General features: G+C 43.7%; 17 protein-coding genes and 1 tRNA gene. 8 read left to right on the plus strand and 10 right to left on the minus strand.

The genetic code is table 11. From position 1 onward, the window contains the following. Positions 1–54: 54 nt before the first annotated feature. Positions 55–1,863: a glycoside hydrolase family 30 beta sandwich domain-containing protein gene (locus GWR21_RS06120; protein ID WP_162330875.1), complete on the minus strand. Its 1,809-nt coding sequence runs from the start codon at positions 1,861–1,863 to the stop codon at positions 55–57. 552 nt (positions 1,864–2,415) lie between these two features. Here GWR21_RS06120 and GWR21_RS06125 point away from each other — a divergent pair. Beyond that, positions 2,416–2,808 carry a response regulator gene (locus GWR21_RS06125; protein WP_162330876.1) on the plus strand — a complete coding sequence of 131 codons (393 nt, stop codon included), beginning with the start codon at positions 2,416–2,418 and terminating at the stop codon, positions 2,806–2,808. Positions 2,809–2,932: 124 nt separating this feature from the next. Here the strand turns inward: GWR21_RS06125 and GWR21_RS06130 are convergent, their stop codons facing one another. Continuing rightward, positions 2,933–3,418, minus strand: coding sequence for a DUF4385 domain-containing protein (locus GWR21_RS06130; protein WP_162330877.1), 486 nt, complete (start codon positions 3,416–3,418; stop codon positions 2,933–2,935). Positions 3,419–3,806: 388 nt separating this feature from the next. On the opposite strand from GWR21_RS06130, the gene GWR21_RS06135 reads away from it, so the two are divergent. Then, the gene (locus GWR21_RS06135; protein WP_162330878.1) at positions 3,807–5,180 is read left to right on the plus strand and encodes an MAC/perforin domain-containing protein; all 1,374 of its coding nucleotides are present in this window, start codon (positions 3,807–3,809) and stop codon (positions 5,178–5,180) included. 272 nt (positions 5,181–5,452) lie between these two features. On the opposite strand, the gene GWR21_RS06140 is transcribed toward GWR21_RS06135, so the two are convergent. Together GWR21_RS06140 and GWR21_RS06145 are read right to left on the minus strand one after the other, a co-directional pair. Continuing rightward, the gene (locus GWR21_RS06140) at positions 5,453–7,705 is read right to left on the minus strand and encodes a hypothetical protein (protein WP_162330879.1); all 2,253 of its coding nucleotides are present in this window, start codon (positions 7,703–7,705) and stop codon (positions 5,453–5,455) included. A gap of 133 nt (positions 7,706–7,838) precedes the next feature. Further along, positions 7,839–9,254, minus strand: a complete 1,416-nt coding sequence (locus GWR21_RS06145; protein WP_162330880.1) for a ThuA domain-containing protein — start codon at positions 9,252–9,254, stop codon at positions 7,839–7,841. Positions 9,255–9,566: 312 nt separating this feature from the next. Here GWR21_RS06145 and GWR21_RS06150 point away from each other — a divergent pair, with 312 nt between their 5' ends. Beyond that, positions 9,567–13,313 carry an nSTAND3 domain-containing NTPase gene (locus GWR21_RS06150; RefSeq protein WP_162330881.1) on the plus strand — a complete coding sequence of 1,249 codons (3,747 nt, stop codon included), beginning with the start codon at positions 9,567–9,569 and terminating at the stop codon, positions 13,311–13,313. Between the two features lie 323 nt (positions 13,314–13,636). On the opposite strand, the gene GWR21_RS06155 is transcribed toward GWR21_RS06150, so the two are convergent. Together GWR21_RS06155 and GWR21_RS06160 are read right to left on the minus strand one after the other, a co-directional pair. Further along, positions 13,637–14,167, minus strand: coding sequence for a hypothetical protein (locus GWR21_RS06155; protein ID WP_162330882.1), 531 nt, complete (start codon positions 14,165–14,167; stop codon positions 13,637–13,639). 345 nt (positions 14,168–14,512) lie between these two features. Beyond that, positions 14,513–14,596: transfer RNA gene (locus GWR21_RS06160), tRNA-Leu, on the minus strand. A 226-nt stretch (positions 14,597–14,822) separates the two neighbouring features. On the opposite strand from GWR21_RS06160, the gene GWR21_RS06165 reads away from it, so the two are divergent. The 3 genes from GWR21_RS06165 (at position 14,823) to GWR21_RS06175 (ending at position 18,387) form a co-directional block, all read left to right on the plus strand. Continuing rightward, on the plus strand, positions 14,823–15,287 hold the full coding sequence (locus GWR21_RS06165) for a GNAT family N-acetyltransferase (RefSeq protein ID WP_162330883.1): 465 nt from the start codon (positions 14,823–14,825) through the stop codon (positions 15,285–15,287). Between the two features lie 185 nt (positions 15,288–15,472). Next, complete coding sequence (locus GWR21_RS06170) at positions 15,473–17,635, plus strand: xanthine dehydrogenase family protein molybdopterin-binding subunit (protein ID WP_162330884.1); 2,163 nt, start codon at positions 15,473–15,475, stop codon at positions 17,633–17,635. A 47-nt stretch (positions 17,636–17,682) separates the two neighbouring features. Further along, positions 17,683–18,387, plus strand: coding sequence for an SMUG2 DNA glycosylase family protein (locus GWR21_RS06175; protein WP_162330885.1), 705 nt, complete (start codon positions 17,683–17,685; stop codon positions 18,385–18,387). 108 nt (positions 18,388–18,495) lie between these two features. On the opposite strand, the gene GWR21_RS06180 is transcribed toward GWR21_RS06175, so the two are convergent. Beyond that, positions 18,496–19,506 (minus strand): hypothetical protein, encoded by a 1,011-nt coding sequence (locus tag GWR21_RS06180; protein ID WP_162330886.1) that lies wholly within the window; start codon positions 19,504–19,506, stop codon positions 18,496–18,498. A 160-nt stretch (positions 19,507–19,666) separates the two neighbouring features. Further along, complete coding sequence (locus tag GWR21_RS06185) at positions 19,667–20,440, minus strand: NUDIX hydrolase (protein ID WP_162330887.1); 774 nt, start codon at positions 20,438–20,440, stop codon at positions 19,667–19,669. Between the two features lie 303 nt (positions 20,441–20,743). On the opposite strand from GWR21_RS06185, the gene GWR21_RS06190 reads away from it, so the two are divergent. Together GWR21_RS06190 and GWR21_RS06195 are read left to right on the plus strand one after the other, a co-directional pair. Beyond that, positions 20,744–24,175: a ThuA domain-containing protein gene (locus GWR21_RS06190; RefSeq protein ID WP_162330888.1), complete on the plus strand. Its 3,432-nt coding sequence runs from the start codon at positions 20,744–20,746 to the stop codon at positions 24,173–24,175. 30 nt (positions 24,176–24,205) lie between these two features. Beyond that, entirely contained in the window at positions 24,206–24,592 is a 387-nt protein-coding gene (locus GWR21_RS06195) for a hypothetical protein (RefSeq protein ID WP_162330889.1), read from the plus strand. A 99-nt stretch (positions 24,593–24,691) separates the two neighbouring features. On the opposite strand, the gene GWR21_RS06200 is transcribed toward GWR21_RS06195, so the two are convergent. Both GWR21_RS06200 and GWR21_RS06205 read right to left on the minus strand, forming a co-directional pair. Then, the gene (locus tag GWR21_RS06200; protein ID WP_162330890.1) at positions 24,692–25,075 is read right to left on the minus strand and encodes an Imm10 family immunity protein; all 384 of its coding nucleotides are present in this window, start codon (positions 25,073–25,075) and stop codon (positions 24,692–24,694) included. Between the two features lie 176 nt (positions 25,076–25,251). Next, positions 25,252–25,392 (minus strand): hypothetical protein, encoded by a 141-nt coding sequence (locus tag GWR21_RS06205; protein WP_162330891.1) that lies wholly within the window; start codon positions 25,390–25,392, stop codon positions 25,252–25,254. Positions 25,393–25,473 lie beyond the last annotated feature (81 nt).

Consider the following 25,473-nt stretch of genomic DNA (forward strand, 5'->3'; position numbering starts at 1 on the left):
TTTACCCACCCGGCAGGGAGCCGGCGGTGGGTAAACAGGTTGTAATGGACCGGATCACTGATTAACACCAAATGCTTCCCAGCCGGATATGGATGGGCGATTACACGTCATTGCCTGCGTTCCGTTCTCAGAGCTGATATAGAGGCCGTTGCTTCCTCTCAGCGAGATCTTGCCGTCCGCATTCACGACCCAGTCAAACTTTTCCCAGTCACCGACAGTCAGCCGGTTACAGGTGATGGCCTGTGTGCCATTCTCGGACGATACATATTTGGACTGAGAGCGCAGTGCGATCTTACCACCACCGGCATCTTCGACAGTAAAGGTTTCCCATCCTGATGCAGTTGGGCGGTTACAGTTCATGGGCTGTGTACCGTTCTCACTGCTCACGTATTGGTTGTTAAACCCTTTCAGGGTGATGTTTTGCCCGATAGGCGCTGTAGTCGTGGTAGCACCAGACCATTTGAAAGTAGCCGCCGTTCCGCCGGGTAACGTGTAGTTAAATGACTGGCTGCCCCATTTTACTTTAAAAGAGACATTGGAAGAGCTGTTGTTAAAGGCCAGCAATACCTTTGAGCCATCACTGTTCCTGAATGCGGTGGTCTGGATGTTCCCCGCACTATTGGAGGAGATACGAACAGCGCCGGGCTGTACAAATTTGGAGACATGTGCGATGATGTAGTACCCTACCCTTCTGGTAATGGTAGTACCGTCGATCGTTACCGCACCCATTGACACGGTACTGCCACCTGGTGTATGCGGGCCACCCTGGGAATCACTGACCAGGTTCCATTCCAGTACAGTCCTGGCCCAGTTGTTTATAGAGCCGATCACTACGTTCTGGATATGCCAGGCCAGGTCGCCGGAAAAGCTACCGTTTTTATCGGTGTATTGTTCTGTAAAGTAGACATTCTTATTGGTCGCATTTTTTACCGTGGTCATAGCAGCGATACTGCCCCCATACAGGTGAAATGCGGAGCCGTCCACATAGGAACTGTTATTAGCTACATATATCGGGAACTCGGTGTTATCGCAGTTATGGTCATAACAGATGATCTTACAATTGAACCCAGCGCCTCTTAATTTCGGACCGATATAGTCATTGATCAATCCCAGCTGGTTTTCCTTGGTAAGCGTCATGCTGGGCTCATTATGCGGGTTTAATGGTTCATTCTGAGGAGTTATGCCCCATATCTCGATACCCTGTGCCCTCATGGCGTTCATATAATCGAGCCAGTATTGGCCATAGCTTTCGTAGTTTTCAGCTTTCAGGGTCCCTCCTATAAATGAGCCATTGGTTTTCATCCATCTGGGCGCCGTCCATGGCGTAGCCAGTACTTTGATCGCCGGATTGATGGCCAGGATCTTTTTCAGTATGGGAATGGTGTATGTGAGGTCCGGGCCGGATAAGCTGAATGCCGCACCATCACGATAGGTGTAGGAATAGTCACTCAGGTCGGTGGCGCCTACGCCTATGCGGACTACTGAAATACCTATACCACTGGAGGGGCTGAAGAGTTCATTTAACAATGCACTTTGGGCCGTTGCGGATAGATTGCTGATTAATTTAGCACTCCCCTGGGTGAGCGTATACCCGAACCCGTCGATCGTCTGGTAGGTAGTGCCTTCATTTACAGTGATCGTTGTAGCAGCCGTTCCTGCATCCGGACCGAATGTGACATTACCTTGCTGTTGCAGCAGCTGGCTTTGGCTGCCGGTAGTTGTCCAGATGCTGACAGATTCGTTGGCCCGGGCCGTTGTACCCGTGTGCTCAGCCTTATCAGACTCATAAATGTTCTTTTTACATGCATACAATGCAATACATAGCATGCCCACAGCGGCAAGCCGGAGATAAACTTTTTTCATTTTGTGGATTTTTACTGGTTTTAAGGTGGCTGATCTGATGTTAGCTCATGTAAGGATTTCTAAGCCATAGGTGCGATTGTTTATGGTTAATGCGTATACAATAGTTTCATAATCGTGGGTGCCGGGGCAAGAGCAGCGTACAGATAGAACTCCCCGGATCAGGATAAACAGTTGGTTAGGCTGTTTACCGTATGCTCAAATTTATAGAAATATCAGGCAATAAAACAAACAAATATTGATACAAACAGCTGATTATCAGACAACCACAAATATTTTAATTCACTTAAGACACATGTTAGGGAAAGGAACAGCTATTGAAAAACATCACTTTAGCGAGGGAGATCTTTATAGCAATGAGATGGCTAATACACTTAAAAAACATTCAACTTATTGCTCCGGGAGGAATCAACGGGTCGTTATCTGTTAAACTTTTCTGTTATTTAGCTATGCTGGCAGATACATTGCGGCATCTATGCCTGCGGGACCTGGATGGTCAGCATGTTACCATTTGGCACGCTTTTTTTACATTCCCTCACCATAACAAACCTAAGTATGAAAACAAAAACCCACAAAGTATTGATCATTGAAGACGAAGGAGACCTGTGCCTGTTGTTAAACATACTACTCGAAGGTACAGGAACGGAAGTAGAACATGTGCAAAGCATTGCTAAAGCTGAGGAATATCTTCTACACACGATACCTTCTTTAATCATATTAGATAATCGCCTGCCCGATGGCTTCGGTATCGATTTCCTTGGCTTCGTAAAAGAAGAACATCCTTCGATAAAAGTGATCATGATCTCTGGTGTGGATGCTGCCGCCCAGGATGTGGCATTGGAGAATGGCGCTGACGCATTTCTGAGAAAGCCATTCACCAAAGCACAGCTCCATCAGGCAGTTACGGAGTTGCTGAATAAAGAAGCGTCAGTTACATCGGCATTCTAAACGCTCCTGCACTGCTTCATTGTAACTACTAGCTGGCAGGTCGTCGATAATAACACTGATAGTCAGATTTTCGTTCCAGGGCAATGTTCTTATTTTAATAGTAGCGTTGCTCTGGAATTTGTGATCACTCCTCACGTTGTTTCCATTTCAATTTTTTCTCTTTATAAAGAGGGTTTTGCTCGGCCATTTTCCATTTCTCATAGAATATGGCAGCTGCGATGGCTTTTTCGGGATCGCCGGTGCCCTTTTCATTCAGTCGATAGTTTTGGGACTTATCATATTTAACCCCTCCCTTATAATTCGTGTAACGTCTTGCGCGTGTGAATCCCATTTGAAGGAATTTCCTTGCCATATCAGCCCCTACAAAGTCATCCTCTTGCAGATAACCGAGAAATAACTCATGTATTTTGTCGCTACTTTCCCTGGCGGCAGATCGATCTTTAAAACGCCAGTAGGGTAAAATCTCGCTTTTATATGGCTCACAGATCAGTACTCCCTGCTCTCCTTTTCCGATCCTGTACAACGCAGGATTTTTCCTGTAATCAATATCGCGGCGCCATGAATAGCTTTGCTTATTAAAACTGAGATATGACGGTTTACGTTCAGGCATATAAGTGCATTGCTGATTAGCGATATACTCTTTTAAGACAATTGTACAATAACTGAACCGAACGTCTTTATACGAGGCATTCAAACCATATTATACGAAGGATCAGTCCGGAATATTACCTACTGTAACTGCCAACTTATCAGGTTGAGATATGCCGTTCTTACCAGCCTTAAAATATTTGCAAAACTCAAAATAAAATATTTAAATTTGAGGGATATCACTTAAACCCAAACCCAAACATACCATAAGTAAAACTTCAGATTCCCTAAGCACTAGTTGATCACATTAATATCCTATATGTAGCAATGTATTGCCATCAGGTGATCGGTATTACCTATTGTAAATCCTCCAACAATAACCTATAGTTTCACCCTATTAACATTCCCTCATGCAATTCAGACACGCAGTTAAACTTGCAACTTTTGCAGGCATCCTGGCCGTTACAGGTTGCGCCAAGAAAGAGCAGCTATCCAAATCAGAAACCCTAGATCGTCCTGTCACTCAGCTTTCTGCCGGGGATGGAAAAAACGATCTCTTAGGATACGGTTATGACGCGACCGGAGAATATGCCAATTCCAGTGCATCCAGGTTCTCAGTGATTAATGTAGATGCATTAAGAAGCGCCGAACCACTCCGGGTTGAGTGGGATCTTTCCAGTACGCAGGAAGGCTTTTTAACTTCAGGCGAGAATGCAAAATCTTACCTCGAAAAAAAATCCACAAAAGTGAAAGCCGGTGTGGACGTTCCACTCTTTAAGGCTTCTGTGGAAACGTCATTTAGCGGCACTGATGCTTTTAATACAAAGTTTATTTACAGCAGCTATGATCTGGTGATCAAGCAAAAAAGAGTAAAAGTTAATGCTGATATAGCACTGTTGAAGCAGTATCTACAGCCCACCTTTCTGGCGGACATCCAGAGTAAAACCCCGGCTCAGATCGTTGCTGCTTATGGCACCCATGTGCTAACTGATGTTATACTGGGCGCTAAACTGGAAGTAAAGTATCAATCTGAATCGATAGCCAGTGAAAGAACAAGATCTTCTGAGATAGGTCTCGACGTTGGATTAAAAAAGCTTTTTAATATAACTGCCGGACTTAACTACAGTTACAGCGAAGAAGAAAAAAATTCAAATATTAACCAGCGCCTTCATTTCAGAACTGTGGGCGGAGAGCCTTCAAAAGCAATTTTGGGAACAGTGAATCTCACTACCGGAACACCAACTATTGACATCACCGGCTGGCAGGGAAGTTCGACACTGGACAATGCGGAACTGATAGATTTCGGAGAAAATGGGCTGTTACCACTGTATGAGATGATAGAAGATCCGGTAAAGAAAGACGAAGTCAGAAGCTATATTATACAGTATCTGAATGACCGTGCCGCAGTATTGGTCCCTCAGAAGATCTATGTAAAGATTGAAGCAAATAATATAGTACCACATTTCTATTTTGACTCCTATTGGAATGACGTAAAAGTCGGGGACCAGTATCTTGTATTCTACAGTGAGGATAGGGTTACCCCTGCCGTATTCAGAGGTAACGTTAGCTTCCGGTATAACATCGTGCACGAAGACGGAACCGATATCTGGAGGCTCGGTGAGATACAGAACTGGTGGATTCAGAATCAGCACCGGGTATTTATTTCAAGAGCATTTATTTCAGCTGCAGGCAACAGAAGACATCCCTGGGCGGAAATGATGTTTGAGATCCTGCCGGGAAATGGTTATGAACCTATCAATATCCAGCTGGATCCTCGTCCATAATGTAGTTCCGGCATTAAGCGTATAGTGTAAAATAATACTTACGCAACCGTTTGTGGTTAAGTGATATCAAACAGTAAAAGGGGCGTCTCCAACTTATGAGACGCCCTTTTTACTGTTTAATGAATATTGCCAGATAGCGTGGGCATATCACCGGCATATATTATAACTGAAACAATTTGTTTTCAGCCCTATATACATGAGATGGATCGCTCACCCCTCCGCGCTGAGTTAATATCATTTAAGCGTATGGATTTAGACAAGAAAAAGTAATGTTATTTAGCTGCCAGTTGCTGTAATGCCAACGTCGTGCCTGGCAATCCATAGGCGTCCAGTACTTCTTTGTGATTCACGAAAACGACATCCCGGTCCATTACTTCCGCCATTGCAAACAAGGCTTGTTTTTGAATGGGACTAATTTTTTTGAATGCTGATGCTGTAGGGAACAATATCGTGCATATGGCATCCAGCAGCGTTGCCTGTTTCAGCGAATTTACATGTGGCAGCATTTCTATAATGGGTACAATATTCTCTCTCAACACATCTGGTTTTGCAAAGTCCAGTACCATCAGCATGTATTCCTGTGCATCATAATCTCCCATGTAAGGATGCAGTGCATTAAAGTTCTCCTCAAAAGGAACGGGATCAGCAAAGGCGTTAACTATTTCTATCAGCCATTTATCCTGTGCCTGCTTTTTAGTAGCCATCACAAGTTGTAGCGCCAGTATGAGCCTGATGAACTTATCACTGGCTGTATCCAGCAAGGCGGAAAACTCGCGGACCAACCTTTCTTCCTGCTTCGTGCGCAGGTACAATTCGCCGAGTGTGAACAAGGCATAGCTTCTTTTAGTAAAAGAGTTCTCCTGATTTGTCCACTGCTGGTGGAAGAATGTTGCTGTCGAATTACTTTCCCGACCTGCATGCAATAGCATGTAGTACGCTTTTAAGGCCACGGCATCATTCGTATCGTTAGCGCTGTCCAGCAGTTCCGGCTGTGCGTCTGAAAAAGCTTTTACCAGCTGTTTATAAAACTTCTTATAATCTTCGATACCCGGAAGCGCCAGTATGGAAAAGATGAAGTTCATCAGCCGGGAATAGATCACAGGGACATTTTTGTAATGATGGCGACACCTGGCGATGATTGTAGCCACCTTATAGGTCGCTTCGTAAATGCTGCCCTGGTGTTCTATTTCCAACCAGATGTGATCTGCAGCTATCGACGCTACTGCTTCGTCCCCGGCAAACAGGGCATTGATATAGACAGGAAGTTTATCCCCTCCATACATTGCCACGTCCACTTCTGTCCATTCAATTTTTTTCAGTTCTTTCTCAAGGAATGCCGGTACGGGCAATGCGGCCAACCGTTGCTCTTTCTCCTGTACTGCGTGTTGCTTTTTGAAGGCAGTGGCAGACAATTCAAAGTCGGTTTCAGCGGTGGTTGGTGTAAAATCTGCGTACGGGGTAAGAAACGCTGAACACGCAGCATCTTTTTTAAATTTCCCTTCATCATCCACGACTATTGTCAATACCACTTTTCCATTTTCATGGTATTCCCATCTACCGCTATCGTTATCGTTCGATACGTATGCTATCATCACACTACCGTCAGGATAATAATAATGTACATTGATCTTGTCACCTGTGAGGTCGGATTCATAAGAGAGGATATCGTTATAATACCTTTTCGTGTGCTGCTCTCCGATCTTCTCTATTCGTAACGAGTAGAGTTGTTTACCGGTTTGGTCGAAGAAGGTGTAGGTACGATCTTTATTTTCATTTACGGCACGTATAGTTTCTTTAACGACCGGAGGGGTGATGTTCTCATAAAAATAGCTGGTCAGCGTTTGATCGCCGGGGCCATTTATAATGGATTGATAGCGTTGTTCATTGCGGTATTGATGTTCTTCCAGCACCTGGAAAGTAGTGTGGTGGTATACACGTTTTACGATCAGATTGCCCAGCTCATCCCATTCCTCATAATCATCAATAAACTTTCCTGTTGATCCGTTGATCTGTCCGGCTACCCAGCAGCTTTTTCGATTATGGGTAAGAGAACTGTGCACGAAATGGGCGCGTGCTGGTACACTGGCAGGCCGGGGAGGTAAAGGCTCCCCCATGACGGAGACCGGTTGGCGTTCCTTGTTGAAATAACGCTGAGCGTTATAGACAGCTTCTTCCTCCGTGTAGTCGAATTCGACGATCCATACATTAGGGTTGTCATGGCCATCCCCTGCCGGAAAGGGTTCTGTAGAAGGGTTTTCGCTTTTAATCCAGCGGTAAGTACCTTTCCATTGGTGGCCGCCGTACCAGTCGCCTTCCTGTGAAACAGTGCCATCGGGATGATAACCAGTGCACCTGAAGGGAGGATGACCGTCCCTGTAATCGATAGTACCGGTTAGGTGTCCGTCTGCATGCCATGCCTGCCAGCGACTTATTTTTTGATTTGCTGAGTTGTATTGTCCAAGTTCCCATTGGTTGTCTTCGGGATTCCAGTTCGCGTTAGCCGGAACTGTGTCGGGTCTTTTCATCGTAATGGCTAATGGTTGCGGTAAATTTATGTAAATTATTCAATGTGTTATAGCAGGTACAAATTCGAACCAGTTGTTACCGATTTTTAGTACGTTGATTCCCACCGGGAACAAGTAAAATTGAAGATGAGTTTTAGCGTTCTCCGCGTTTAAGAGATGTAAACAGTTCCATCTCATAAATCGAATATCCTCTTTTCCCTGTCGCCTTTTCTTTCAAATTCAGTTTCACAAACCTAACATTTGTTGAAGAGATATCAAATACTTCCTTTCCCCCATGACCGTCAACAACGGATTTTATGATGGTCCACTTTTTACCGTCAACAGATCCTAAGACATCGTAATGCTTTGCGTAAGAGGCTTCCCAGTTAATAAGCATCCTGCCTAATGAATATTCTTTCTTAAGGTCGAGTATCACCTCCGCCTGTTCGCAATTGCGGCTGGACCACCTGCTCCCGGCATCTCCATCAATAATATTCCGTATATCAAACATTTTATTGGTGTTTTCCGAGGCGGTACCTTGTATAGAATTACCATAATAACCGGCTATATTACCGGTACCATCCCTGACTATCGATAGGAGTACTTCTTTAGCCGTAACATGTCCTTTCTTATTTTTTACAGAGATGTTAAAAGGGGCGGATCCCACTTTTCCATCAAGGACTAAATCTTTTCCTGATGTAATTTTGTACAACGAATCCGGATTGTCTATTGAATGAATAAGCAAACCGCTATCCAATACTATTGATGTGTTAACGAAATCTTTGTATATGAGCTCTCTATCAGATATAACCGGAATTTTATCCGAATAAATTAACGGATAACCGATTAACCATCTTGTACCATTCTTCAACAACTCCTGATACCCCGGATTTCTCTTGGCGCGAATATCATGACCAAGCGTAAGGCTCATTACCTTGCCTTTTCCTATAGGATGCCACCACATCACGGGGTGATTCTCCGCCCTGGCAATCACTTCGATATTCGTCGTAGACGGTTGGAAGTAATAGAGCTCATCTTCAGTGTCAAAATCTTTTACAGCCCTGGATACTGGATGTTCCGAAGAATCCCTGAACCTATACTTATATCCCCAGAGTTCTTCATTGCTTGTATAAACACGATATACCGAAGGATCTGTGGATGGTCCTCCTATAAAGATCCCTCCTATAAATTCTTCATATCTGTCCCAATTCAGAAAATTCAGCATACCACAATGTAATGTCATAAACGATTTTCCTCCTGCTACAAAATCATATACAGCCTTCAACTCATCATTCGTGGGATCAAGAAACAGGGAATTACAAATCAGCAGATCGTATTGTTTTAGGTACCGGGTGTTTAAATTTAAAAGATCCGAGGTAGTGTCTACATCAACTATGCCATGAAGGATCTTTATCACTTCCTCATTATGAAATTCATGCACCCACGGCGGATAAATACCCTTTGGTACGGGTACGTTACCGTTGCCCGTCAGGATAAGTGCTTTAGATTGCGCGTACGAATTGCTGGTAAAGCCGCAGATGATGATGAAAAATAAGATCTGTTTAAGCATCTAATGTCGATCTGGGTTAAAAAAACAATTTATCTAAAATCGAAATTTTTTCTGATATCCCCAACTTGACTTAATATCATGACAAGAACAATGCCTGCTATATTTAGCCCAAATAACCACTATATAGCTCTTGCTGCCAGGAAACCCGATACTCTTTTTACCTAACTAATGATGTCACATACAGCAATCTATTTGTTAAATTGTGATAGATTAGCCATTTGACCGAAAGACTGGATATCGTGAAAACCTTTCCCCGGATAAAGAATCCCTGAAACAGCGAAACAATTTGTTAAGTAAATAGCATGCATCATAATGAGTATATATACACAAATCGAAAGAGAGCTCGTTGATATTAATGAGGCCAGATTTGAGCTTATCTGTAACTCATTCTTATTTCATGAATATCGCGGTCAGTTGCATGGTATTGGCACGGTAAAGGGGAAAGAAAAAACCCGCAAAGGTAAACCTGACGCGTTTATTGTCCAGGAGGATGGCACATACATTGTGGCCGAGTATACAACAAAGAATAAATCAGCAAATAAAAGATCGTTCCTGGAGAAGTTAAAAGCCGACATTGACGCAAGTCTACACTTCGACAATATAGGTATTGTAGCCGAACGGGTAGTCATCCTTGTTATTTGCTGTAACAGCAGTCTCGACATTGCAGAGATAGAAATGCTAAGGGCCCATGTAAAAGTGAAAAATATTAAAGTCAGGTTCGTTGGAATTGATAATCTGGTCTTCTTTCTTACAGGCGAAGGTAGGTACTATGCTTATCTGCACCTAAACATACCCTTTGATACTGGTCAGGTATTAAACAAAATAGACTTTCTTAAGTTTTACAACAAACGCAATTTGGCAACACCCCTGGACAATCCTTTAGTTGGTAGGGAACGTGAGCTGCATTCCCTGGTGCAAATGATCGAACAACATCATGTTATCATTGTTACAGGTCGCCCGGGAGTAGGTAAATCGAAGTTAAGTTTAGAAGCAATCGATCTTTTCTTAAAGAGCAATTTAGCGTTTCATGACTACTATATCGTATCTAAAACTGGTAGTATAGTCGAAGACTTGCGGGGAATGATCAAAAGCGGCGGGAAGTATCTTTTCTTCGTGGATGATGCTAACAGGCAGATCAGTAATCTCATCAATATCATCTATTCTTCTGAGATCAACGATGGAGCGTTCATTAAAATAGTCGTAACGGTTCGAAATTATGCTAAAAAACAGGTTATTTCAGCTTGCCAGTTTCTTAGTACTGGTGTCTTTCAGTTAGGCCGGCTACCTAAAAAAAGCATAGCCATGATGATCGCTGATTTGAATAGCGATCATGAACTATCTCCTTATGTGAACAGAATTATCGACATCAGCAATGGTATTCCCAGGATTGCCATTATGGCTTCCGGCGTTATTGTTCACAAGCCAGACGCAAAATTGCTCAAGGATGCCAGTCAGATCTATGAAGAATACTTTCAGCCGATTATCAATGACAGGAAGATATTGGCGGATAAGGATATGCTCAAATCATTAGGGATTATCTCTTTTTTCTCTTCACTGGATCTTGAATCAGAAAAATTACATAGCATTCTTAAAAACTTCAACCTAGCCTATGACCGTTTTCTTGATATAGTCTTTGAGTTAGAAGAAGCAGAGCTTGTGCAGGTATATCAAAATATAGTCCGCATATCGGAGCAGATACTCGCAACCTATGCATTTTATAAAGCCTTCATCCAGGATAGGGTATTAGATTTTGAAACGTTACTTTCAAAGTATTGCCATACAACATTTTCAACAATCAAAGACATCATGGGGCCCGTATATGATTCCTTCGGAGAGAAAGACGCCCTCACTAATATAAATGGCATTCTCATAAGATATTTTAATAAACACCAGCAGGATGTCGCACACTGCACGAGATTTCTGGAAGTATTTGGGACCAGCATTATTGACCAGGCTTTCCTGTTCGTTAATCGACACTACTGTCAGCAGGATGATGCAAAGAGCCCGTTTAAGACCAATGAAAGCTCAATTCAATCTTTTCATCCGGATTATCCCATATTGACTATTTTACTCCCAATTATCGCGCACGGAACGGCAACTGAATGTATGACTGCGGTAGCATTATCTGTGATATATTCGGAGAAAGATCCTCAGGCATTTAAAACCTTGTTAGATCAACTGGCATGGCGGTTTTGCTTAAGGGAAAATGATTTGCCAGATGGCCTCAGTCGGCAAAGGACTATCTACTTTTACTTACTTTCCAATCTGCAACAAGGAAAGGGTAACAGCCATCTGTTTTTTCCGTTGTTTAGGAAAGTGCTCCTATCAAATCTAAGAAGGAAGTTCTTTTATATAAAAACTGAAACCGGATGGAAAATATCGCCAGCTGTCGCAACATGCAGACAACAATACTGGGAGGACATCAACGCTCTGTTCAATACATATTCCTACCTATGCAGGCAAGTTATAGAGGACTATATTGCTGATATTCCCGGAACCAGCATCACCGTATTGCGTTATGATGAGCCATACTGTTCGGACATACTAATGAGCTATTATAGTCCCGACGACTTCCAACATTGTCATTTGGTGCTTAGATACGTCAACCTTCTGTCCACTTATTATCAACCTACCAATGAATTAAACAACCTCAGACAACATTTCCATAACGAAGCTGTCATCATCTTTGATATTTTGGATGCACAAAACCCTTTCAAAAAACATGAGACTACATGGCAAATGAATGAAGAAAAAATCGGCAAGTTAGTTGTTAATACGATCGATGAGTTTAAATACATGTATGACCTGTTGTTAAAAAACTTGCCTTTTAGACAGCACTTTAACAGACTAGAGCACACCTTGGATTTTTGGGTGAGTAAAATACTTGAAAATGACCCTACACTCGGAAAAATGGTCTTACAATATATTGTTGCTGATGGCAATAAGATACAAGTTCAAGCCTCGGCCATATTTGAAACGTCATCTGCTATATTAGGTGAAAAGTACAATGAAATATATCCTATCATTAGCCAGGGGGAGTTTTATCATTCCAATGATTGGTTAAATGAATATTTTAACCACTTAAAGCCTATTGCTGTCACGAAGTATTTGACACAGGAGCTCATTCGCTTTTTCGCTGAGAGCAATCATATTCATCCCGTTTTTAGTTCAAACCTCGATAAATACCTGTCTTTTGATGAGGACATACATGAGAAGGTACTGCTCTTATTCTATACCAGAGTACAATGGGGCGATCAATTTCGTTTTGAGCTGCGTGAAGACTTTTTTGAGAAAAACACGAAGCTGGTGAAGACGTATTCCGAGCAGTGTAAAGGTCTCTATTTTTACATGAAGTATCATCCTTATAGTTATACTTTTAACTACAGATACGACCATTTTTTAAGTGGTTTTTTTGCACTATATGAAGTTGATAGTCGCATCCTATTCGATTATCTTGACTATCTGAAAGACATAAAAGAGTTTTCCAATCACGATGACCATACAACACTGCTTTGTAAAATTTGGAACTACTCAGACGCAGCTGTAAATATAGAAAGGATTATTTTAGAATATAAGCATAACCAAGATTTCGAACCATTGGGACATGTTGCCTGTATCTTCTTTCAGTATTTGACAGAACAAGACATACCGAAGGTTGAGGCTTTCTTAAAAGACATGCTTCGGAAATATAATAATGATCCGGAAATCGTCAACATCATTCTGGACATTAGCCGCAGTTGTATCAGAGATATTTACTTGTCCATCGTAGCGTATTTTCTACATATCAACGACGATTTTGAAGTATTCAGGTCGCTTGTCTGGGTCGGAAAATGGGACGCAAATTATGACTATACTTCTGCAATGGAATTTGAACGATTGAAACTTAGCGAAATTTATCACATGATTAAAGATTTGCCGACACCGGTAAAATTTATTAAACACACTGAACACCTCGCACAGCGAATTTATAGTCTGAGTACAGCGATAGCAGAAGGTGAAAAATGGGATCTCATAGAATACGAGCATCAACGCCGCCATAAAAACGAACGATATTTCTAGGCTTATCTTAAACTGACTACATATACCTAAACTGTAAATGGCAACTAGTAAAATGGCGGGTCCATCTCGTGAACTGCAAGGTGATCGGGCCGGTAACGTCGTCATCGAGCTGACAAGCAGGCCCTGGGCGGGCTCAGACGACTATAAAAAACAAAAGGTCGGAGTATTCCCTCCGACCTTTCCGCTTTGTGCTCACTGATGGTACGTTTTCGAACCAATTAAGATTAATTATGAAAGCGCTATGCAAATAGGTTTTAGATTTGACAGTGAGCAAAGCGGAGTTGTTGCTACTTACTTGGCAATCCGTATTCCTCTATTATAAATTATTCCTGTTCGTTAATCACTTCGCTTTTAATGTAGCCGCGAACTACTTCATAGTTGTCTATTGGGCTACCGTCAAACATATCGTCATTAAAGTCATGATGAATTGTTCGGTTCCAATAAACTCCCCATTCAATTAAAGGGAAATATTTAGGTGTCTCTGTAATCCAAAAGTTACCATAACCACCTGAATAAGCTCCTACTGGTTTGAAATAGGCATTAAATAGCCTTCCGTCAACCGACTGATAATAAAAGCTTCGAAGTTTGAAAGTATCTATGAAAAAAAAATTCATAAAACTTCCCAAAATGCCAAATATAATTAGGAGACAAAAAACGTTGGTTGTTTTCAATATAATTGTCAACCAAAGTTTTTTTGTTTTGCTTTTAAATACAATTCTAAAGGCCAAGAATGACAATAAAACCGAAAATATAACATCAGTCCAAAAGCCTGTCAGCGATATATCAGTCAATAAAAATACTATTAGATAAAAGGCAAAGCAAATGGTCAATATTATCTGTGTCTGCTGTTTCATTTGTTAGATATAGGGTATACGCTATTTGCAGGATTTTCAAGAATGAGCAGCAAAGAAACGATTTATATTATTTATAATACTTTAAAATGTATTAGGAAGATGGGGTACCATAGGAGAATTTCAATGCCTTCACAATAAATAGGTTTTCCTTTTGTTATACTTACTTATTGGTTAAATACCTGCGATTGGAGATAATAGATTAGAAATAACGGGCGGATCTTTTATTCTTGAGACACCATTTTAGGAATCGAACCGACTACAGATTGAATATGAAGGAGTTATGGAATGAAATAAATTATGCTAAAAACAGAAAATCCGCTACTAGAGCGGTTTTTCTGTTTTTTGTGCCCAGAACTGGATTCGAACCAGCACACCCTTGCGAGCGCTGCGACCTGAACACAGTGCGTCTACCAATTTCGCCATCTGGGCATCCTTGTTTCCGTGTCAGGGACGCAAATGTATAAACTTTTTTAATTACAACGAAATTTATTTATAATTTTTTTCTTTACTACCTCTCCTACCCTGTCATCCCATATGCTATAAACGTGCTCTCTCACTAATCAATATGCTCTGCACTCATAGCTCTCTTCAGCAAGAACCTTCCACAGGAAACCTTACCTTTAAATCCATTTTGCACCCTAAAACCGGAAACCAAATGAATGCAGTAACAGCAAGAAGCGCCACATTAAACGATCTACCCACACTTCATCAGTTCCTGCAAGCCCTCGTCGAAGCCGAGCGACCATTTGACAAGACACTCCAGGAAGGGAAGATCTACTATTATGACCTGCAGGAATTGATTGAAAGTGACGATGCTGAAGTGCTCGTACTGGAAAAAGACGGCAATTTACTGGCCTGTGGATACGCCCATATCCGGCAGGCAAAACTCTACCTGAAGCATACAAGATATGCCCACCTGGGATTTATGTTCGTCGTACCGGAATACAGAGGAAAAGGACTGAATCAGCAACTGATCGCAGAATTGAAGAAATGGATACTTTCAAAAGGGGTAAAAGAAGTACGGCTGGAAGTATATGAGGAAAACACCGGAGCAGTAAAAGCATATGAGAAAGCAGGTTTCAGCAAATTACTCACGACCATGCGCTGTGAGCTGGAATGAACAAAACTGCCGCATTCACAGTAGCAGCACCACCCAGACCACCGGACAACTCACCCCTTAAATACAGCCATTCATACACTTGTTTCGGCTGATGGTCAATCAGGAGCGATCGCCTGCCCATAAATGCATACATTTAACATGGACGCAGATCCACATTATATCGTCTCATCTGAAAATAGTTTCCTATGACGGAACATCAACAGTCCTCCAGAAGAAATTTCCTGCGTAATGCGTGCTTATCCGGTATCGCGCTGACTATTGGCCTGCGCTGGCCCGCATTAGGACAAACTATTGGCGATGTGGTTATCGCAGACGAAGTACTGGCCGCCGGACAGGAACTCATGTCCTGGATATCTATTACTCCCACCGGGCAGGTGACTATTTTCAATCACCGGTCCGAAATGGGACAAGGCACCTGGCAGGCCATCCCACAGATCATTGCGGAAGAGCTGGAAGTAGATATGGACCAGGTCATCGTCCAGTCAGCCCCTGCTAATCCCGGGAAGTATGGTCCGCAGCCACAGGAAGGCAGCTTCTCTATACGCGGATGGTACCAGCAGTTATTACGCGTTGGCGCTACTGCCAGAGAAATGCTTATTACGGCCGCCGCCAATCAGTGGCATGTCAATCCCGCAGAATGTTATGCCGAAAACGGATACGTCATACACCGGAATACAGGCAGACGCCTTGGTTACGGGCCGCTTGTAAAAGATGCATCCCAACTGCCCCCTCCGGGGAAAGTGGCCTTAAAAGACCGGAAAGACTATAAAATTATCGGGCAACCCTTACGCCGTAATGATACTCCTGCAAAGATCAACGGCAGTGCGATATTCGGATTGGACAAGAAACTGCCTGGTATGCTGTATGCAGTTGTCACGCGCAGTCCAAAGCTCAGGGGCAAAGTAAAAAGCTTCGATGACGCCGGACCTAAATCTGTAAAGGGTGTTAAATACGTCGTGAAAGTACAGCGGGATGTCTTCGGCTTCCTGTTTGAAGAAGTGGCTGTAGTAGCAGATTCTTCATGGGCAGCCATGCAGGGACGAAAACTATTGACCGTTGAATGGGACGATAGCGGGTTTGAACACCTTGATTCTGAGCAATTGTATGCCCGGATGCATGCCGATCTTTACAAACTTCCTCCGTCGGCTGCTTTTGAAACTGCATTCAGGAATACACCTGCGGTCTTAGAAGCTGTTTATGAAACCCCTTACCAGTCCCATAGCTGTATGGAACCGCTTAACTGTACGGCTGATGTAAGAGATAACAGCATAACCATCTGGGGACCTATACAAGAGGCCAACTGGATACAGGCAAATCTGAGTGAAAGACTGCAGATCCCTATCGAAAACGTCACGGTCAATATGACCTTTCTGGGCGGCGGATTTGGAAGAAAAGCCTTTACAGATTATCCGCTGGAAGCTGCACTGCTTTCAAAAGCGGTCAAAGCCCCGGTACAGGTCCTGTGGACGAGAGAAGATGACATGAGTATGGGCCCCTTCCGGACAGGCGCAGTACACAGGTGCCGAGGTGGTATATCTGCAGAAAAAAAGATCGCTGCCGTACAGGTCATCACGGCCTCACAGTTTATAAGTGCGGGTCAGGAGAAGGATGCTGTACCCGAAGCGGCTACTGTCAACAGCGGTCAGATCCCTGGGTTGTTAGGCGATTATTATACATCCATTCCCCACTATAGCTTCGGCGGCATCTCTACGAGATCGCCTATACCTACTATGTGGTGGCGCGCGCCAGGTGCGAATATAGACTCATTTGCCTGTGAGAGCTTTATAGATGAACTGGCACACCTCGCCGCTACCGATCCGCTTTTATTCAGAAAAAGCCATCTCACGGGTAGTCGTTGTCTGGCACTGACCAACCGACTGGCGGCCATCAGCAACTGGGAGACCCGCCGTGCACATGACGGATGCGGCGTAGCAATTACCGAATGCTTCGGCAGTATGGTGGGCCAGGTCGTAAAAGTATCCCGGCAGACGGGCAATAAAATTAAGATCGACAAAATATATGCGGTGATAGATTGTGGCTGGTATGTGAATCCGGATATTATACGCGCCCAGATAGAAGGAAGCATTGTGATGGCACTGGGCGCTACTGTAATGCATGCCACGCATTTCAAAGATGGTAAAGCTGTCGAGCAGAATTTCAATAACTACCCGATGCCCCGTATCCATGAGATCCCTGAGATATCCGTACATATCATGGAGAATAATGAAAGTCCCGGAGGTGTAGGCGAACCAGGGCTACCCGCTTTTGCACCAGCGTTGTGTAACGCCATCTTTGATCTCACAGGAAAGCGTATCCGGCGGCTACCATTTAGCCTGGAGGATCTCTAAATAACAGATCCGCCATTTACCCCTATCTTTACAAGTCAAATTAAAGAATGAAGCAGCAGACATTTGCCGATCACGTCATTGATTTCAATACCCACCTCCAGTATACGGGCACGCTACCTCCCGGCATACGGATCATGAACCCATTCCGCGAACAGCCCCAGGTCATGAATATCATGCAGCAGTTCTACAGGAAATACTATAGTGATAACGATCAGCGAAGGGTGATCATGGGGATCAATCCAGGCAGACTCGGTTCTGGCGCTACCGGCATTCCGTTCACAGATACCAAAAGGCTTGCAGAGGTCATTGGGATCCCTATAGAGGGCCTGAAGCCCCACGAACCTTCATCGGTATTCGTTTATGATGTTATCGACGCGTATGGCGGTCCTGAAGCCTTTTATCACGATTTCTACTTCGCTTCCGTTTCCCCGCTGGGATTTACCGCTGTAAAACCTGACGGTTCGGAGATCAATTATAACTATTACGACAGCAAAGCACTCACAGACGCAGTGTATGACTTTATGGTGGAAAGCATCAGAAAGCAGCTGGAATTTGGTATAGATATGCGGGTCTGCTATTGTTTCGGCACAGGAAAGAATGCAGCATTCCTGCAAAAGCTCAATGAGAAAGAACGCTTTTTTGAAAAGATCGTTCCGCTCGAACATCCCCGGTTTATTATGCAATACCGGCAAAAGCGGAAGGAGGAGTTCATAGACAAATATCTGGAAGCATTTGCAGCTTTCAGCAAATGACCAGGCATCGCAACTGGTACATCTTCCCTGCCAGCATCCGGACGAACGGAGATGTACCAGGAGATAAGCTAACTCTCAATGATAACGGGCAATACATAACTTACATGATTAAGGTCGTACGAACAAGATACCTTCACTTTTTCCTGCGTCGGAATTAAGTATGATCTCATGTAGTTTGGTACCGTCATTTATCTGCATAGCGGCCGTATTAGGAGGGATGGAACCAAGATTCTCCGCGTGCATGATGAGGTAGTTCTTTTTATGCGTTAAAGGAACAATGATCCTGGCGCCTGATTTGGACACCTCGAGCCCTTTTACGATCCATTCCCCATTCAGATTAAGCGAAATAATGTCGCCGTCTTCCTTCTCAGCATCGTTCACGAAGAGGCGTACCGTATCTCCTGTTACTGTAATAGTCTTGGCATATTTCACTGTCCGGCCCAGGAGAATAGCAGGCTGTGCATGCTTCTTCCGGAAGCGGATATCGAAAATAAAGTTGTTCTCGTCAAAGTCTGCCACAAAATGAATCAGGCTGCCCTCCCGCTGCCAATACCCCTTTCTGTTGCTCGTATAGGAAATGTACTCATAGCCCTCCGGCAGGTACCAGGCATAAGACAACCTTGCCTTTACATTAGAATTTTTATCATTCATGATGCGAAGGCCATAAGTCCCGGGGTATTTTACAGACCTGGCACTGTCAGTCCGGTAGATAATCGTATCTCCGCGGAAAGTAAGCGACTTTGATAAATTCATCTCTTCAATCATGGAAAAACCACCGGTAGGGAACTTCAGCTGTAGTTCGCCATTGCTATATACACTATCTACAGGTGCGGGAAAGAAATGCAGAAACTTACTGGACTTATCCTGTGTAGGCATATAATAAGAAACGCTGTCAAAACTAGTCACTTTTAACTGGCGGAACACTGCTGCCTGCTTCAGGTCGACATCCGGCACAAAAACAATACTGTTGTAATTGCTTTTGGCCCATTGGTCCCGCTTTTCTTTCAATACTTTCTCAAATACTTTGATCAGGGCTTCACTGCCGGATGGGGATTGACAGAATGCTGTAACCGGCACGATCATACAAAAAAGTAGCAGGTATAAAGGGATCAGACGCATAAAGGTTTCAAAGGTTTAGGGAGGTGCGAAGATAAAGAAAGCCGTCCGGTAATCGGAACAGGGCATGCTTCCTACTATGCTTATGATTAATGAGAAGATTTTAAGCAATCGATGACCTGGTAGTTGATACTATTCAGACCAGGCGATTAACATGCTTCGGTTAAAATCCCAGGAAGATACCTTCCTTCAATGCAGCATCATACTTCTTCTTCTCAAATTTATATAGATAGGGAGACCGGTGTGCGCCAATACTACGCGTTTCATCGAGCTTTGTTATGATACCGGTTGACATTAATTTCCTGGTGAAGTTGCGGTTATCGAGGGCCTTACCCAAAATAGTCTCATACAGGCTGTGAATTTCAGGCAGTGTAAACTTCTCAGGCAAGAGCTCATAGCCGATAGGATAATGATAAATATCGCGGCGTAATGCCTTTAGTGCTTCTTCTACGATCAACGCATGATCAAACAACATAGCGGGTAACTGAGAGACCGGCCACCAGTCAATGGCCTCATCAATCGCTGCCTTTTGCACCTTAACCAGCGAAAACGCTGTGAGCGTATAAAATGCAATCGACACACTGTAGTCCTGAATCCAGGAATCAGGAGGTGGTGTTACGCCCGCCCCTTCAAACACTTTTTTTATCTCCTGCCATTCGTCTTTCGTGCGCGCAGGATTACCAAATGACCGGAACTGCTCCAGGAAAAGTCCTTTCAGCCCCGTTCTCATAAAAGCGATGTTATGGGCTGCTTCTTCAATCGACTCTGTTTTGAGTATATAACCGCCCGCTACGGTCCATTTTGACAGGAAATTAGGCCGTTGCAATAAGACCTTCAGTTCGCGGTCATGGTACCCGAAAATCACATTGTCAACTGCTACATTCTTTACATAGCGTTGTTCATCGAAATGAGCTGCTTCAAATTCCTTTTTGGCCATTTCACCCTTTTAATGTGTGTGAGAACATATTACTATCCAATTCATTGTCAAATGCTTATATAACCTCCCCGTTTCCAAAGTTATGTAATCTGTCATTTCGACGAAATAAATTTTGCTGATTGATAAACTCCGCTTAGCTTTATTCCGTCAGTTATACGTTATGAAAAAGCGGTTGCTCAATATGTGTCTATTGAACAGTCAGGCAATATCATTGCACCTGCTCCAATAGGATGCAATTCTGTACTTACCCCCCTATAATGACGCAAGGCCCACTATTACACATGACCACAAAATATCAACATCATGATCAGGAAAGATCTATCGGCTTTTGTTCTTTTATCAGCTTTTTTAACTTTCGGATCGATTTGTACCAATGCCCAGTCGCTCCGCGTACTCGTATTCTCTAAAACAGAAGGTTTCAGGCATTCCTCTATCACTCCTGGTAAGGCCGCTTTTGCCAGGATGGCATCGGAGAAAAACTTCGCCGTAGATTTTACAGAAGACGCCTCACTTTTTAAAACTCCCAACTTAAAACGATATAATGCGGTCGTTTTTCTGAATACGACCGGTGATGTGCTGAATGAAGCACAGCAACAGGAATTCGAACGATATATACAGGCAGGTGGGGGCTTCCTGGGAATTCATGCAGCGACAGACTGCGAATATGACTGGCCGTGGTACGGCAGACTTGCCGGTGCGTGGTTCCTCGACCATCCCATGCCCAATAATGTGCAAAAGGGGAAATTCTACGTCGCGGAAAAGAACAGCTTTGCCACCAGGGAAATGCCTGATACATTTGAACATACAGACGAATTTTACAATTTCAAACAAATAGATCCGGGTATACATACCCTGGTTAAACTCGATGAAAGAAGCTATACCGGTGGTAAAAACGGTGACAATCACCCTATCAGCTGGTACCATGACTTCGACGGTGGTCGCTCGTTCTATACCAATATGGGACATACCGATGAAACTTTCTCTGATCCCCTGTTTTTAAAGCATCTCTATGCGGGGCTTGCATATGCTATGAATGCGGATGCTCCGGCCACCCTGGACTATTCAAAGGCAAAGCCGGAGGAAAACAGGTTTACCAAAGTCGTACTCGCGGAGAAGCTAAATGAACCAATGGAACTAACCGTACTAAACGACGGACGTATATTGTTCATCGAGCGTCATGGAGCCGTGAAGTTGTATAATCTTAAAACGAAACAGCTAAAAACCATTGCCACTATCCCGGTAAGTACTAAGTACAAAGACAGGGAAGGCAAAGAATCTGAGGCTGAAGATGGATTATTGGGATTGAATAAAGACCCTGAATTTGCATCCAATCACTGGATCTACCTGTATTACTCCGATCCGTCCAAATCACAGAACATCCTTACCAGATATACCCTGAATGGTGATATACTTGATCTGAAATCGAAAAAGGTACTGCTGGAAATACCTACCCAGCGGGAACAATGTTGTCATACCGGAGGGTCTATCAGCTGGGATGCCAAGGGGAACCTGTACTTGTCTACCGGAGATAATACCAGTCCACGGGCAACCAGCTATGCGCCTATTGATGAACGTGAGCTAAGAGCGCCCTGGGATGCGCAGAAATCGTCTGCGAACACAAATGATCTAAGGGGTAAAATTATACGTATCAAACCACAGGCTGATGGCTCTTATACCATCCCGGAAGACAACCTGTTTGCGAAAGGAGTAGCGAAGACACGCCCGGAAATTTATATCATGGGAGATCGAAATCCTTTCAGAATATCTGTAGATAAAAAATCCGGCTTTTTATACTGGGGAGAGATTGGTCCTGATGCGAACGACCCTGACTCGCTGGGTAGTCCTGCTGGTCATGACGAGATCAACCAGGCAAGAAAAGCGGGGAATTATGGCTGGCCTTACTTTGTAGGCGACAATATCGCCTACCCAAAAGTGAATTTCGCCACCAATACGGCCAACGGAAAGTTTGATGCCGCCAAACCGATCAATACCTCCCCCAATAATACAGGATTAACCGAGTTACCACCCGCACAGAAAGCTTTTATATGGTATCCCTATGGCGCATCAAAGGAATTTCCGCTATTAGGCAGTGGCGGAAGAAGTGCGATGGCTGGTCCGGTGTTCCATAGCGAGGATTTCAGCAAATCGGCGCGCCCCTTCCCTTCCTACTATGATGGAAAACTGCTGATATATGAATGGATGAGAGGATGGATCATGGCCGTAACCCTCGATAAGAACGGCAACTACGTCTCCATGGAAAGATTTATGCCGGGGTATAAATTCAGTAATCCGATGGATATGGAGTTCGCTGATAACGGAGACCTGTACATGCTGGAATACGGGTCAGGCTGGTTCTCTGCGAATGATGATGCCAGGCTTATTCGTATTGAATACAATGGCGGCAACAGAAAACCTGTGATCCAGCTGACACCGGACAAACTCGGTGGCGCTATTCCGCTACAGCTCCATCTTTCGGCCAATGGCACCACTGATCCGGATGGAGACACCCTTCAATATGTATGGAAAATAACCGCTAAAAATGGCTATAGCAAAACAATGACTGGTGCTGACGCCAATGTCACCTTTTCAAAAGCGGGTTTGTATAAGGCGAGCCTGACCGTCTCTGATGGAAAGGGCGCTGTGGCCACACAGTCTATTGAATTAACAGCAGGTAATGAAGCCCCTGGCGTTAGCATTGACCTTGGCAAAAACAATAAAAGCTTCTTTACGCCTGGCAAAACATACAAGTATCACGTAGATGTGAAAGACAGGGAAGATGGCACCTTATCAGGAGGCAGGATCAAACCCACAGATATACTCGTTAATATAGACTATGTGTTACCCGGACAGGACAATCCTGTTGCAGAGACAGGACACAAGGCGCCTGTTGCTTCATCTAATTACACCAGAGGGCTCAAATTGCTGACGGCCAGTGATTGCAGGGCTTGTCATACTGATTATAAGAAGTCAATAGGCCCCGCTTATTTTGCCGTGTCCAAAAAATATCAGGGAAATAACAGCGCACTTGAGCAACTGGTGAAGAAGACGATAAGCGGCGGTAAAGGTGTTTGGGGAGATGTGGCCATGCCAGGACACCCACAGTTGTCAGCCGACGACGCCGCGGAAATGATCAGGTATATCCTCAGTTTGTCGAAACCGAAGCCTGTTAATAAATCACTTCCTGTTACCGGTACCTACACGGCCAAAATACCCGCAGGCGATAAGGGCAGTGGCATGTTCGTATTTAATGCCACCTATACGGATAAAGGTAGTAATGGCTTGCCAGGTATAACATCCATCGATTCGATCACGTTACGGAATCCGGTTATCAATCCGACGAAATACGACATTGTAAAAGATGCAACCAAGATGAGTTTTAGTGGCAACAGCTTTATCATACCTACACAGTCGGGAAGTTATATCGGATTAAAAAATATTGACCTCACAGGCATAACAGGAATAGACCTCATGGCAATGGCCCCTAAAGCACAGCTCAATGCAGCTGGTGGTATCATTGAACTGCATATGGACCATCCGGATGGTAAATTACTGGGACAGACACCGTTCATAGGAGACGCCCCTGGTGGATCTATGTTCAGCAGCAAGCCATCACAGTTACCAGTGACACCAACAGAAGGATTTCACGACATTTATCTTGTATTCAAAAACAAAGATGCAGCACCGGGTTCATCGCTGATGGTAGTCATGAATACCACCTTTAAAATGGCAGATTAAATCGTTATAAAACCCAAATTTCCAACGTTTATGAAAACTGTACAAACATTCTTTCTTGCATGCGCGTTTATCGTAGCACTCTCTTCCTGTGCCAGGGCCCAGTCAAAAAGTGGTGCAGACTATTTTAGTGGTAAATGGAATGTGCTGGTCAAGGGCACTCCCCAGGGAGACTCCCGGATGATCATGCACCTGGAAAATAAGGAAGGAAAACTGGCTGGCGCCATCCAGGATACAACTGGCAACCAGATAGCCAAAATAGATTCTGTGTCAGTTGCCAGTGAGGAATTGACCGTTTATTTTAATGCAAGTGGTTATGATGTATATATGAACCTGAAAAAGAAGGATGAGGACCACGCGGCGGGAGGACTATTGGGGATGTTTGACGCGGTAGCGGACAGGGTAAAACTGATCAAATAAACAATAGTAAACCGGGAGTTGCTACAGCAATATTAACTGTGCTGCGGCAACTCCCTGTTTTCATTATATCGTTGTAAAGCGACGGTATGCCATTACATCTTACTGCAATTCATTCAGTAGGCGGTCTCCCATTATTTCCAGTAAATATTCTCTGAAACCGATCTCCTCCTCCACATCTGAAATATCAACGACCACCCTTTCCAGGTCTTCTGTAACAGTAGTATCCAGGACAAATATGATCTCTTCGTTCCTGAGAATAACCTGTGTGCAGACATTATAGGCCGCATTTTCCTGCCCGTTCAGCTCGAAATAAGGACCGTCCATGCCCATTTCCTTATCCTGCTCGCTATAGGCAAATGATTTCTGCAGCAAAATATAGTTTTCAAAATCATACATATCATCTGCCAGTCCTACCATAAAGAATCCGTCCTGATCGTTTTTCTCTGCCGTTGCTACTTTTGCCTTAAAATTAAATGTATTCATGGTTTACGTTGATTTAATATCACCTTGTATGCTGATAACCGGGGCAAAGGTACTTAAAGCGCAAACGAAAGTGCTTGTTATTTCATTTTTTTCAATATTCGCAGGATCAGCCATTGTATAGCTTTTAGTGATAAAATATAACTAAAAACGCCGGAGATAGTATATTCTCCGGCGTTTTAGTTTTTATACTGCTTTTCCTGTTCCTTGTTAAAATTAAACTGATGACAATAACACGGTATCTGCCCGATACCTTTTCCTTCCGGTAAGGCCCAGGTATGATAACGCCGCTTACCTGATGCGTACTCTAACGTTCTCATTTACCACATTGATTTTAGTCCAAAGTGCATCCGGATCCTCCTGCCGTTGTTTTCCGGCGTCGATACCATGTTCTTCTGTCC

It is taken from the genome of Chitinophaga agri (assembly GCF_010093065.1).
Lineage (GTDB): Bacteria > Bacteroidota > Bacteroidia > Chitinophagales > Chitinophagaceae > Chitinophaga > Chitinophaga agri.